Genomic DNA, 12,160 nt, shown 5'->3' on the forward strand with positions numbered 1-12,160 from the left:
TCCTCCACTGGAGAACCTCGCGTCAAGACACCGTATGCATACCCGGTTTCCCTCAGCAAGAGCCTGACCAGGAAATTATTCTGCCCACCCCCTTGGTCACCGACGTTTTTCCTGCCGTCCACCGTGACGACGCTCACTTCCGTCGACGCCTCACGGCTCTCAAGGGGCTGTGACCGGGTCGGTCAAGGGGCGCGGAGACTCGCCCACGCGAGGGTGACGGCGAGGGCGGATACCGGCCAGCTGGCACCCGCCCCACGTCCCGTTTGCCCGGCGCAGCCGCGGGTCCAACGCACGGCCCGGCCACTAGGCTGCGCCCTGCCGCGTGGACGACGACGTCCGGAACCGGAAGCCGTCGGTCCGCGCGTCGCCGAGCCGCCGTCGACGGAAGCGAGTTGAACCTTGAACTTCCTTACCATCGGTCACCGCGGGGTCATGGGCGTCGAGCCCGAGAACACCCTGCGTTCCTTCGTCGCCGCGCAGCGGGCCGGCCTCGATCTGATCGAACTCGATCTGCACCTGAGCAAAGACGGCGCCCTGGTCGTCATGCACGACGCAGAGGTGGACCGTACGACCGACGGCTCCGGACCGATCGCCGAGAAGACCCTCGCGGAGCTGCGCGCTCTGGACGCGGGGCGCGGGGAGCGGGTGCCGGTGTTCGAGGAGGTCCTGGAGGCGGTGCACACGCCTCTGCAGGCCGAGATCAAGGATGTGGCGGCGGCGCGGGCGCTGGCCGAGGTGATGCGGGCACGGGACCTGACCGCGCGCGTGGAGGTGTCCTCGTTCCACGACGAGGCGGTCGCCGAGATCGCGCGGCTGGTGCCGGGCGTGCGCACCGCGCTGATCGCGAGCCGGTACGGCACCGACGTGGTGGACCGTGCCGTCGCCGTGGGCGCGGGGACCGTGTGCCTCAACATCCGCCGGCTCACCCTGGAGATCGTCGAGCACGCGCGCGCGTCCGGGCTGCGGATCATCGGCTGGGTGGTCAACACCCCGGACCATCTCCGGCTGGTCCGCGCCCTGGAACTGGACGGGGCGACGACCGACTATCCGGAGATCAAGCGCACGGGACGCTTCACGGCGTAGCGGGCACCGAAACGATCAGGCGAGCTTCTTGACCAGCAGCTCGAACTCCAGGTCGTCGCGCTGCGGGATGCCGAAGCGCTCGTCGCCGTACGGGAAGGGCGTCGTCCGTCCCGTACGGCGGTAACCGCGACGCTCGTACCAGGCGATCAGGTCGTCACGGACCGAGATCACCGTCATGTGCATCTCGGTGACGCCCCAGGTCTCCCGGGCCTGCCGCTCCGCCTCCGCGATGACGGTCTTGCCGAGGCCCGCGCCCTGGAGGGTGGGGCTCACCGCGAACATGCCGAAGTAGGCGTGCTCGCCGCGGTGCTCGAGCTGGCAGCAGGCGACGACACGGCCGCCCTGCTCGACGGTCAGCAGCCGGCTGTCGGGCGACTTGATGACCTCCAGCACGCCCTCCGGATCGGTCCGCCGGCCCTCCAGGATGTCCGCCTCGGTGGTCCACCCGGCCCGGCTGCTGTCCCCTCGGTACGCCGACTCGATCAGTGCGACCAGGAGGTCGACGTCGCCGTCGGTGGCATCGCGGAAGGTGAGTCCGGTGGCGGGGGTGTCCATGGCGGCGGTCTCCGATCTCGGGCGTGGCTGAGCCAGGGATGAGGGTAGCGCTCGCACTAACCTCCGGTGCATGGTGCATGTACTCAGCAGCCGGACACTTCTCCAGCCCGCCGATCCCGAGCGGTCCCGCGCCTTCTACGGCGAGCAGCTCGGCCTCTCGGTGTACCGGGAGTTCGGTACGGGCCCCGAGCGCGGGACGGTGTACTTCCTCGGCGGCGGTTTTCTGGAGGTCTCCGGACGGTCCGACACCCCGCCGTCGCCCGCTGTGCGGCTGTGGCTCCAGGTCGAGGACGTGACGGCCGCGCACGAGGAGCTGCGGGCCGAGGGCGTCGAGATCGTCCGCCCTCCGCAGCGGGAACCCTGGGGTCTGGTCGAGATGTGGATCAGCGACCCGGACGGCACCCGGATCGTCCTGGTGGAGGTCCCGCCGGACCATCCGCTGCGCCACCGGCCGGGCATCTGACCGGAGCCGCTGCTCAGGGGCGCTCGGCCCCGCCGCTGTCCGCCGTTCGGCGCTCCGGTCGGCTCGGCTGGTGTTCCCAGCCCCTGTCCGTGCGGGTGAGTTCACGGAAGCCCGCGGTGAGCAGGTGCTCGATCGCCGTCGCGTCGTCGGCGCGTTCGTACGCCAGCACCCGGTCCGCTCCGCACAGGGTGAGCCAGTCGGCGGCGTGGCCCAGCAGCCAGTGCGCCCAGCCCTCGCCGTGCCGCTCGGGCTCGACGTGCAGATTGCCGATGTCGGCGAGGCCGGCACCGCGGGCGTGGCGCTCGGGGCGGGCCAGGGAGGTGTCGACCTCGACGAAGCCGACGGCGCCCGCGTCCGTGACCGCGGTGAGGCGGGTGCCGCACTCGCCGACGGACCGGTCGATCCGGGCGCCGGGGCGCGGCTCGGGACGGGGCAGGTCGGCGAGGCGGGCCAGGAGGATCACCTCCGTGACCCCGGTGTGCCGGAATCCGGCGCGTTCGTAGACGGCACGCACGTGCGGCCAGGTGCGGGGCAGGCCGTAGACGGCGGGGACGGGCAGGTCGCCGGAGGCACGCCGGACGCGGACGTTCCAGCGGGCGAGACGGGCCAGGCAGGCGCTCATCAGCAGGTCGGCGGCGCGCTCGGTGCCGGGCCGGAAGGAGGCGGGCGGGTGCCAGAGGAACCAGTCGATCTCACCGGCGTCGCGGTAGCCGGCGCCGACCTCCTCGCCGGCGCGGTACCGCAGCAGATGCGCGGCCGCGGCGACGTGTCCGCACTCCTCGGCGACGAGCGTGACCCGCTCGTCCACCCAGGGGTCGGTGACGAACTCGTCCGGCTGCCGTTCGAGCGCGCTCAGCACGGTGTTGACGGAGACGGAGACGCCGGGCACGACCGCCGCCGCATGGGCGTTCACCAGATCGGTCAGCTGGTCGCGGTCGTCGCGTCGGAAGGGGCGTACCTCGGGCACGGGTGACCTCCGGACTCGGGTGGATACGGAAGGCCGCCGTGCGCTGCGGTACGGCGTCGAGCGTACGCCCGGCCCGGTCCGGCGGGCCACCGGTTTTCGGGATGGCCGCGGCCGGGAGCGGGGGTTAGCGTGCGAGAGGGGCTCCGCCGGGAAGGAACCGCCATGAAATTCGACAAGCCGGTGATCGGCGGTCCCTGCTGGACCGAGCTGGGCACGAACGACCTGGAGGGGGCGAAGCGGTTCTACACCGAGCTGTTCGGCTGGCGGCCGGACACCGACCCGCGCCAGGAGGCGGGCGGCTACACCGTGGCGCACCTGGGGGACGCGGCGGTCGCCGCGCTCAGCCCGCTCTACCAGGAGTCCCAGCCGGTGGCGTGGAACGTCTCCTTCGCGGTGGCGGACGCGGACGCGGCGGTACGGCGGGTGGTGGAGGCGGGCGGTGCGGTGCTCCTCGGCCCGATGGACGTGTTCGACGTGGGCCGGTTCGCGGTGGCCGCCGATCCGACGGGCGCGGTGTTCCAGCTGTGGCAGGCGCGGTCCTTCCCGGGCGCCGCGCTGTTCAACGCGCCCGGCACGCTCGGCTGGGTGGAGTTGGCGACCCGGGACACCGGCCGGGCCCGGCACTTCTACACCACGGTGTTCGGCTGGAGCGTCAACGCCTCGCGGTGGTACACGCAGTGGGGCATCGACGGAGCGGACTTCGGAGGCATGGCCGACATGGGCGACCGGTTCCCGCCCGAGGTGCCGCCGCACTGGATGCCGTACTTCGCGGTGGCCGACGTGGACGCGACGGCGGAGGTCGCGGAGCAGGCGGGCGGCGCCGTGCTCATGCCTGCGACGTCGGTGCCGGACGGCCCGCGCATCGCGGTGCTGCGGGATCCGCAGGGGGCCGCGTTCGGCGTGCACCGGGCGGGCGAGGAGGGCTGAACGGCGGCTTGCCCTGGGGAGCGCTCCCGCTCCGGCGTCGTACGCATCAGGCCGACGCCCGTGCCGGGCGGGGCGCCGGCCCGGTGCCCCGCTACGCGCGCAGCGCGCCCATCCGGCCCTCCAGGCGGCCGAGCAGCTCGGCCAGCCGGGCCGCCAGTTCGCCCTGCCCCTCGGCGGGCAGGACGGAGAGTACGGCTGTCTCGTAGGCGAGTTGCTCGGGCAGGATGCCGTCGACCAGGTCGCGGCCGGCGTCGGTGAGGCGGAGATGGGCGACGCGGCGGTCGCGGGCGTCGCCGCGCCGTTCGACCAGGCCACGCTCGGTGAGCTGCTTGAGCCGCTTGGTTACGGCGGCGCCGGAGGAGAAGGTCTCCCGGGCCAGCTCGCCCGGGGTCAGCTCGTGGCCGGTGCGGCGCAGCGCGCCGAGCAGGTCGAACTCGGGGCGGCTCAGACCGGCCCGGCGCAGCGGCGCGTCCTCGGCCTGCTGGAGCAGGGCGGCGCAGCGGTTGATCCGGCCGATGATCTCCATGGGCCCGGTGTCCAGCTGCGGGTGGACGGCCCGCCACTGGCGGACGACGGCGGAGACGGTGTCGCTCCGCGCCGTATCGGTGCCGTCCGTGGCACCGGTCGCGTCGCTCCCGGGCGTCGGTCCGCCGTTCGTCGCCGTCATGGCCGCATGTCCTCCGTCGTCCTGCCCCGGTCGCGGTCCCGGTCCGGGTCCTGACCCTGGCCCTGGCCCTGCTCCTGGTCGTGCGGTACGAGCCCCTGACGCCGTACCGTCGCCGCGAGCGTACGGTGTCCGGACTGCTCGGTGAGCACGACCCGCTCCTCGGGCAGGGCGCGTTGCCACCACTCGCCGGAGGCGGCGTCGGCCGTGGCGCGCAGGTCGACCAGGGCGGCGGCGAGGGTGCGGCGGGCGGACTCCAGGGCGCGGGGCGCCGGGTGCGGCTCGGCGAGCAGGCGGGCGGCGTTCTCGCGGGCGCGCTCGGCCGCTGTCAGCGCGTGGTCCAGGCGGTCGCCCGCGCGCCGGTTCGTGACGGCGACGGCGGCGACGAAGCCGACCAGAGCGCCGAGGAGGGTGTCCACGACCCGGTCGGTGATCAGCTCGGCCGGGTTCTGGCTACGGGCGAACTCGGTGATGAGCAGGGCCATCGGGGTGACGCAGACGCTGCCCAGCCAGTAGTTGCGCCCGATGAGCGCCTCGGCGCCGAAGTTGAGGGCCAGCGAGCACAGCACCAGGGCGGCGGGGTGCAGGTGGGCGAGCGGGGCGAGGGCGGCGAAGACGAGGACGCCGACGAGGTTGCCGACGACACGCTGGACGCCCCGGCTCCAGGTGAGGGTGACGTTGGCCTGGTAGAGGGAGGCCGCGGTGACCAGCGCCCAGTACGGGCGGCCGACGCCGAGCGCGAGGGCGGCGTATCCGGCGAGGACGCAGCCCAGCGCGGTGCGCGCGGCGATCGGCGCGAAGGGGGCGAGGCGGTGCCGCAGCGGCCGGCGCGGCAGGGCCCGTTCGGCGGCCACGCCGAGGAGTTCGTCGGCGGACTCGCGCGGCTGGTCGACGCGCGGTATCCGGCCGGTGCCGTGCAGCTCACGGGCCCAGCGGCGGAGCCGGGCGGGGTCGGTGTCGGCGGGCGCGGCGAGGGCGACCTCGGCGCGGACGAGGAGCTGTTCGAGGGCGCGCCGGGTGCGGTCGGGGCGGGCGCCTGCGGCGAGCAGCGACTGCCAGGCGGCGTGGATCGCGGCGGCGGTCGCGGCGCGGGCCCGGGCGTGGCCGTCGGCGGTGCCGCGTGTGTCGCCGTACGCGGCGGCGGCGTTCAGGGCCTGGGCGGTGGCGCGGCGCTCGGGGCCGTGCGGGCGCAGTAGCCCGGGCGCCATGCCGACCAGCCAGGCCCAGGCGCCCGCGGCCAGGGCCAGCCCGACGTGCCCGGGGACCTGGCCGAGGGTCTGTGGCGCGAACAGCGAGGCGGAGCTGATGAAGGTGAGGACCACGTTGCCGGGCGGCCCGGTGCGGGTGACGTCGCACGCGGTCTTCTGGAGGGCGGCGAGGACGGCGCCGACGGTGACGAGGACGACGGCGTTCGTGGTGAGCGCCGCGGCGAGCAGGGCGACGGCGAGGCCTCCGACCATGCCGAGCACCACCCAGGCCAGGGCGCGGGCCCGGGCGGCGTAGGGGCGGTTGTGGCCGTAGAGCGCGCACAGCGAGCCGGCCATGGTGTACATCGCGAGGTCGAGGCGGCCGAGCGCGAGCAGGGTGAGGTTGGGCGGGGCGACCGCGGCGACCACGCTCAGCGCGGGCTTGAACCAGATGTCGGAGGGGCGGCCGAGGCGGAGCACTCCGGCGAGGGGAAGACGGTGGGAGGTCGCACTGCGCATACCACCAAGTTAACACGTGTTTTACTCGTAAAATAATTAGAGGTGGCGGTGTTCACCGGCCGTGCTCCCCCGCATGCTCCCCGTGTACTTCCTTGCGCTCGCGTGCGCTCCGCCCGCTCTGGGCATCGCAACCCTCGACCGAACGTCGAGCGGGGAGGTGCGCGTGCACGGACCGGTGTCGACAGCCTGGCTGCTGGTCGCGCTGGGCGCGGCGGCCGGGGCCTACTGCCTGCTGCGGATGCGCAGCGGCGTCGAGGAACAGCGCCGGGCCGCGGGTGGCGAGGCGCTGATGGGCTTCGGCATGGCCGCGATGGCCGTACCGGCGGCGGCGTTCACACCGCCCCGGTGGGCGTGGCCGGTGTACGCGGCCGTGTTCGGCGCGGCGGCCCTTCGGGCGGTGTGGTGCGCGCGCGGCGGTCCGCATCACCTGCACCACCTGGTGGGCAGCGCCGCGATGGTCTACATGGCGGTGGCGATGGCGGTGGCCCCGTCGGCCGCCCACCACGCGCACGGCGGCACCGGTGTGCCGCTGCTGACCGGCGCACTCCTGCTGTACTTCACGGGCTATGTGCTGCTCTCCGGCGCCCGTCTGGTGCCCGCCGCCACCCCGGCGGGCGGGACCGCTCCGGCCCGCTGGGGCGACCGCCCGGAGCTGGCACGGGCGTGCCGGCTGTCGATGGGGATCGGCATGGTGGCGATGCTGCTGACGCTGTGACCGGGCTCGGGAACACCACGTTGTGTGCGTCACTTCGGCGCCGTGGACCGTACCCGTGAGCGCTCCCGCGCTCATAGGGTGCTGACCATGATGGTCTCCGTGACCCTGCTGCTGCTCGGCGCCCTGACCGCCGTCGTCGCCCCGCGGCTGCTCGCCCGGGTCGACTGGCCGGACCGCGAGCCGGTCGTCGCCCTCTGGGTGTGGCAGTGCGTCGTGGCGGCCGTCCTGATGTGCTGCGCCCTGTCGATGACACTCAGCGCGGCGGCGGCCTGGCAGGCGGTGCGCGGGCATGTGTTCGCCACGGCGCCGCGCGGTGTCGTGGACGCCTACGCCCTCGGTACGGCCGGTCCCTGGGCGGCTCCCACCGCCGTCCTGCTCGCCGGCGGCGGCCTGTGGAGTCTGGTGATGCTGGTCCGCGAGGTCGTACGGGCCCGGGCGCGGCGGCGTGGCCGGCGGGCCGAACTGCTCCTGCGCGCACCGCTGTTGCCGGGCGAGGAGCCGGCGAGCGGCCGACTGGTGGTGCTGGAGGGCGACCGCCCCGACGCCTGGTGGCTGCCCGGCACGGCGCCCCGGCTGGTCATCACCACGGCCGCGCTGCGCCGCCTGAAGGGACGTCAGCTGGACGCGCTGCTCGCGCACGAACAGGGGCACGCGCAGGCCCGGCACGACTGGCTGCTGCACTGTTCGGCGGCGCTGGCGGGCGGGTTCCCGCAGGTCCCGGTGTTCGCCGCGTTCCGCGACGAGATGCACCGGCTGGTCGAGCTGGCCGCCGACGACATGGCCTCCCGGCGCTTCGGCAGGCTGACCACGGCCCTGGCCCTGGTCGAACTCAACGAGGAGCGGGGCGTGTTCGGGCCCGGTCCCACTCCGCAGGCGCATGTGCCGCAGCGCGTGCAGCGCCTGCTGACCGCCCCGGACCGGCTCCCGCCCCTGCGCCGACTGCGCCTGACGGCGGCCGCCGCACTGGTACCGGTGCTTCCGGTGCTGGTGGCACTGGTACCCGGCTTGCGGGCACTGGGCTGAGACGGGTCCGGGTCGGTGCGGCATGACGACGCTGTGGCGCCTCGGCACGGTCTCCGGAGCCGAACGGCCTGCGGTGGCACGGCCGGCGGAGTCGACCAGCGGGACCGTGCACCCGCGTTCCCGTCACGCCGGTCTTGGCCACCGCCGTCCCGGTGAACGAAGATCGCGGCATGCACCGTCCCCCCGCCACCCGCTCTCCGTCGCCGTCCCCCCACTCCCCGGCCTGCCGTACGGCCACCCGCGTGGCCGCCGTCCTGGGCGGCTGTACGGTGCTGCTGCTCACCCTCGTCGTGACGCGCTGGCACCCCTTGGTCACCCTGGACGGTGGCATCTCCCGCACCACGCACCGTTGGGCGGTCCACGACCGCGAGACGACGCATGTCTTCCGGGTGCTGACGGACTGGGTGTGGGACCCGCTCACCATGCGCCTGCTGTGCGCGACGGTGGCGCTGTGGCTGCTCTGGCGCCGGGCGGCCTGGTGGACGGCGCTGTGGCTGGCCGTCACCCTTGCGCTGGCCACGATCGCGCAGCAGTCGGTGAAGGCCGCCGTCGGCCGCCCCCGCCCGGTCTGGCCGGACCCGGTCGACTCCGCCCACTACGCGGCCTTTCCGTCCGGTCACGCGATGACCGCCACCGTGGCCTGCGGGCTGCTGCTGTGGCTGCTGCACCGCTCCCGCCCGGGCCGCACCCTGTGGTGGACGGCCGTGGCGGCGGCGCTCGTCTCGGTGGTGGGCGTGGGCGTGACCCGGGTGTGGCTGGGCGTCCACTGGCCCTCGGACGTGCTCGGCGGGTGGCTGTTCGGGGCACTGCTGGTGGCGCTGGCCGTGATGGCGTACGAGTGGCCACGGGACGGCCGGACGGAACGGCGGGTACGCCGCCGCGAGTAGGTGGTCAGGTGAGCCGGTACACCGCCGCGGAATCCGTGCCGTCCGTCTGAGACGATCCCCCGCGTCGCCCCAGACGGACGGACTTGCCGGGCAGTCCGGAACACCGGAACGCCCGCCGCGTTGAGTATAGTTGGCTGGCAGCCAGTCAACGCAGGAGTTTCAGAATGTCCCCGCGCAGCGCCTCGGTCAATGAAGAATTGCGGCGGCGTTCCCGGGAACGGCTGCTCCAGGCCGCCGTGGAACTGGTCGGCGAGCACGGGTTCGAGGCCACGACGCTGGGCGACATCGCGGACCGGGCCGGTTCCGCGCGCGGACTGGTGTCGTACTACTTCCCCGGCAAGCGCCAGTTGGTGCAGTCCGCCGTGCACCGGCTGATGCACCGCACGCTGGAGGAGGCGCTGGAGCGGGAGCCGCGGACCGAGGACGGCCGGGAGCGGCTGGCCCGGGCCATCGACGCGATCCTCGGCCTCGCCCGGGACCGCCCCGTGCTGATGCGCCAGCACATGGCGGGGCTCCTCCAGGCGGAGGGCTTCGTGCAGTGCCCGGAGCAGCGCCGGCTGGCGGAACTGCTCGGGGACACCGTCGCCCGGTACGGCGCGCAGGACGTCACGGCCGACTATCCGATGCTGCGGGCCCTGTTGATGGGCGCGGTGTTCGCGGCGCTGGTGCCGGGGGTGCCGATGCCCGTCCCGGTGCTGCGGGCCGAGCTGTTCCAGCGGTACGGCCTCGACCGGGAGATGGGCATGCCCCCGGAGAGCGACCCGGGCGCGGGGGCGCCGGAAGAGGATCTGTCCCGGTTCTTCGCCACGGAGGAGCGGCCGGGCGGATCCTGATCGGAAAGATTGAGAAAGGATGCTTCAAGCGCGCACGTGACGTAACCGCATGATCACGTCCCGTACGGACCCGCGTGCGGATCACCCCACCGGCCCCTGCCGTCCGAGGCCCGGGAGTGCGATGCTGGAGCCGTCCGCACACCCCTTCCTTCGGGTTCCTTCGGGCAAGGAGTACCGCTGTGCTGCGTGTCGCCGTCGTCGGTTCCGGGCCTAGCGGGTGTTACACCGCCCAGAGCCTGGTGCAGCGTGATCCCGAGGTCCGCGTGGACGTCCTGGACCGGCTGCCGTGTCCCTACGGCCTGGTCCGCTACGGCGTCGCGCCGGACCACGAGAAGATCAAGTCCCTCCAGGGCAGCCTGCGAACGGTGCTGGAGGACGAGCGGGTGCGCTTCCTCGGCGGGGTCCGGGTGGGCGGCCCCGGCGGCCTGCCGGTGGCGCGGCTCAAGAACCTCTACCACGCGGTGGTGTACTGCGTGGGCGCCGCCACCGACCGCCGGCTCGGGATCCCCGGCGAGGAGCTGCCGGGCAGCTGGTCGGCGACCGAGTTCGTGTCCTGGTACAGCGCGCATCCGGACGCGGCCGACGCGGATTTCCTGCGCGGGGTGCGGTCCGCGGTCGTCATCGGGGTGGGCAATGTCGCGGTGGACGTCACCCGGATGCTGGTCCGGGGCGCGGCGGAGCTGCGTCCCACGGACATCCCGCAGGCCGCGCTGGACGCGCTGGCGGCGAGCGGGCTCACCGAGGTGCACATGGTGGGCCGGCGCGGCCCCGCCCAGGCCCGTTTCACCACCAAGGAACTGCGCGAGCTGGGCGGGCTGCCCGGCACCGAAGTGGTCGTGGACGAAGCGGAGTTGGCCCTCGACCCGGCCGATCCGGGCGCGCTGCCGGCCGGACAGCGCCGCAATGTGGAGGTGCTGCGCGACTGGGCCGCACGGCCCTTGGTGCCGGCCGCCCGGCGGATCCGGCTGCGGTTCTTCCTGCGTCCGGTGGAACTCCTCGCGGAGGGCGGCCGGGTGGGCGCCGTCCGCTTCGAGCGCACGGTCCCGGACGGCCAGGGCGGCGTGACCGGCACGGGCCGGTACGAGGACGTGCCCGCGCAGCTGGTGCTGCGCTCGGTGGGCTATCGCGGAGTGCCGCTGGACGGGCTGCCGTTCGACCCGGCGAGCGGCACGGTCCCGCATCAGGAGGGCCGCGTGCTGCGCGACGGCGTGCCCTCCCCCGGCGAGTATGTCGCCGGGTGGATCAAGCGCGGCCCGACGGGGGTCATCGGGACCAACCGGCCCTGCGCCAAGGAGACGGTGACCTCCCTGCTCGCGGACGCTCCCGCACTCGGCCGCGAGGACGTGCCGGCGGATCCGGCCGCGGAGCTGCGGGCGGCCGGCATCGATCCCGTGCCCTGGGACGGGTGGCTGGCGATCGAGCGGGCCGAGGCGGAGCTGGGGGCCCGGCTGGGGCGGAGCGTGGTCAAGCTGGCCGACTGGGACGCACTGCTCGGCGCGGCGCGGGTGTCGTAGCCCGGGAGGTGCCCGGCGGCCGGGCGGACAGGACACACGGCGGCAACAGGCCCCCGTACACGGCGTACGCGCAGAACGTGGGCCTGGTCGGGATGACCGGGGTGCGCAGCCGCTGGGTGGTCGCGGCGGCCGGCGGGATCCTGGTGCGGCTGGGTCTGCTGCCCAAACTGGGCGCGGTGGTCGCGGCGATCCCGGCGCCGGTGCTCGGCGGGGCCGGTCTGGTGATGTTCGGTACGGTCGCGGCGAGCGGGCTGCGGACGCTGGCCCGGGTCGGCTTCAGGGGCAACGACAACCTGACGGTCGTGGCGTCTCGGTGGCGATCGGCATGCTGCCGGTGGGCGTGCCCACGGTGTACGCGCAGTTCCCGGACTGGTTCCAGACGGTGATGAACAGCGGTATCAGCGCGGGCTGCCTGTCCTCGATCGTGCTGAACCTGCTCTTCAACCGCCTTCCGGCGAAGGGTGCTTCAGCCGCCGTCGCGCAGTCGGCCGGCCTGCCGGTCGGCGGCGGAGAGAAGGCTGTCGAGCAGTCCCGGGAAGAGGCCGTCCAGATCGTCCCGGCGCAGCCCGTTCATCTTGGCCGTGCCCCGGTAGACCTGCCGGATGACCCCGCTCTCCCGCAGCACCCGGAAGTGGTGTGTGGTGGTGGACTTGGTCACCGGCAGTTCGAACTGCGAGCAGGTCAACTCCTCATCGCAGGCGGCGAGTTCACGCACGATCTGCATCCGCATCGGGTCGGAGAGCGCGTGCAGCACGGACTCCAGCCGGATCTGCTCCCGCTCCGGGTGCGGCAGCGCACGGCCGGTGACGGCGGTGTCGGTCAT

The 12,160-nt window shown here is 73.9% G+C and carries 13 protein-coding genes and 1 pseudogene; 9 read left to right on the forward strand and 5 right to left on the reverse strand.

Annotation, left to right across the window (positions count from 1 at the left end; all coding sequences use genetic code 11):
* Positions 1-399: 399 nt before the first annotated feature.
* Positions 400-1,083 (forward strand): glycerophosphodiester phosphodiesterase, encoded by a 684-nt coding sequence (locus tag ACZ7DL_RS24640; protein ID WP_470777078.1) that lies wholly within the window; start codon positions 400-402, stop codon positions 1,081-1,083.
* Positions 1,084-1,098: 15 nt separating this feature from the next.
* Here the strand turns inward: ACZ7DL_RS24640 and ACZ7DL_RS24645 are convergent, their stop codons facing one another.
* Positions 1,099-1,638, reverse strand: a complete 540-nt coding sequence (locus ACZ7DL_RS24645) for a GNAT family N-acetyltransferase (RefSeq protein WP_470777080.1) — start codon at positions 1,636-1,638, stop codon at positions 1,099-1,101.
* A gap of 70 nt (positions 1,639-1,708) precedes the next feature.
* On the opposite strand from ACZ7DL_RS24645, the gene ACZ7DL_RS24650 reads away from it, so the two are divergent.
* Positions 1,709-2,101 carry a VOC family protein gene (locus ACZ7DL_RS24650; protein ID WP_470777082.1) on the forward strand — a complete coding sequence of 131 codons (393 nt, stop codon included), beginning with the start codon at positions 1,709-1,711 and terminating at the stop codon, positions 2,099-2,101.
* 13 nt (positions 2,102-2,114) lie between these two features.
* On the opposite strand, the gene ACZ7DL_RS24655 is transcribed toward ACZ7DL_RS24650, so the two are convergent.
* Positions 2,115-3,068 carry an N-acetyltransferase gene (locus ACZ7DL_RS24655; RefSeq protein WP_470777084.1) on the reverse strand — a complete coding sequence of 318 codons (954 nt, stop codon included), beginning with the start codon at positions 3,066-3,068 and terminating at the stop codon, positions 2,115-2,117.
* A gap of 162 nt (positions 3,069-3,230) precedes the next feature.
* Here ACZ7DL_RS24655 and ACZ7DL_RS24660 point away from each other — a divergent pair, with 162 nt between their 5' ends.
* On the forward strand, positions 3,231-3,995 hold the full coding sequence (locus tag ACZ7DL_RS24660) for a VOC family protein (RefSeq protein ID WP_470777085.1): 765 nt from the start codon (positions 3,231-3,233) through the stop codon (positions 3,993-3,995).
* A 91-nt stretch (positions 3,996-4,086) separates the two neighbouring features.
* Here ACZ7DL_RS24660 and ACZ7DL_RS24665 read toward each other — a convergent pair whose 3' ends face one another.
* Entirely contained in the window at positions 4,087-4,662 is a 576-nt protein-coding gene (locus tag ACZ7DL_RS24665) for a MarR family winged helix-turn-helix transcriptional regulator (protein ID WP_470777087.1), read from the reverse strand.
* Entirely contained in the window at positions 4,659-6,365 is a 1,707-nt protein-coding gene (locus ACZ7DL_RS24670) for an FUSC family protein (RefSeq protein WP_470777089.1), read from the reverse strand. Before ACZ7DL_RS24670 ends, ACZ7DL_RS24665 begins: the two co-directional genes overlap by 4 nt.
* Positions 6,366-6,528: 163 nt before the next feature.
* Here ACZ7DL_RS24670 and ACZ7DL_RS24675 point away from each other — a divergent pair, with 163 nt between their 5' ends.
* From ACZ7DL_RS24675 to ACZ7DL_RS24700, 6 genes and pseudogenes are all read left to right on the forward strand, one after another.
* Entirely contained in the window at positions 6,529-7,080 is a 552-nt protein-coding gene (locus ACZ7DL_RS24675; protein WP_470777091.1) for a DUF5134 domain-containing protein, read from the forward strand.
* Between the two features lie 87 nt (positions 7,081-7,167).
* A complete protein-coding gene (locus ACZ7DL_RS24680; RefSeq protein WP_470777276.1) occupies positions 7,168-8,103 on the forward strand; it encodes a M56 family metallopeptidase in 936 nt (311 codons plus the stop codon).
* Between the two features lie 170 nt (positions 8,104-8,273).
* Entirely contained in the window at positions 8,274-8,990 is a 717-nt protein-coding gene (locus ACZ7DL_RS24685; protein WP_470777093.1) for a phosphatase PAP2 family protein, read from the forward strand.
* A 164-nt stretch (positions 8,991-9,154) separates the two neighbouring features.
* Positions 9,155-9,823, forward strand: coding sequence for a TetR/AcrR family transcriptional regulator (locus tag ACZ7DL_RS24690; protein ID WP_470777095.1), 669 nt, complete (start codon positions 9,155-9,157; stop codon positions 9,821-9,823).
* Between the two features lie 179 nt (positions 9,824-10,002).
* Positions 10,003-11,337, forward strand: coding sequence for an FAD-dependent oxidoreductase (locus ACZ7DL_RS24695; protein WP_470777097.1), 1,335 nt, complete (start codon positions 10,003-10,005; stop codon positions 11,335-11,337).
* A gap of 44 nt (positions 11,338-11,381) precedes the next feature.
* Positions 11,382-11,884, forward strand: a pseudogene (locus tag ACZ7DL_RS24700) (solute carrier family 23 protein); the annotation flags it as partial.
* On the opposite strand, the gene ACZ7DL_RS24705 reads toward ACZ7DL_RS24700, so the two are convergent.
* Entirely contained in the window at positions 11,804-12,160 is a 357-nt protein-coding gene (locus ACZ7DL_RS24705) for an ArsR/SmtB family transcription factor (RefSeq protein ID WP_470777099.1), read from the reverse strand. The pseudogene ACZ7DL_RS24700 and the gene ACZ7DL_RS24705 overlap by 81 nt on opposite strands.

The sequence above is a fragment of the Streptomyces sp. NPDC036984 genome (assembly GCF_055607665.1).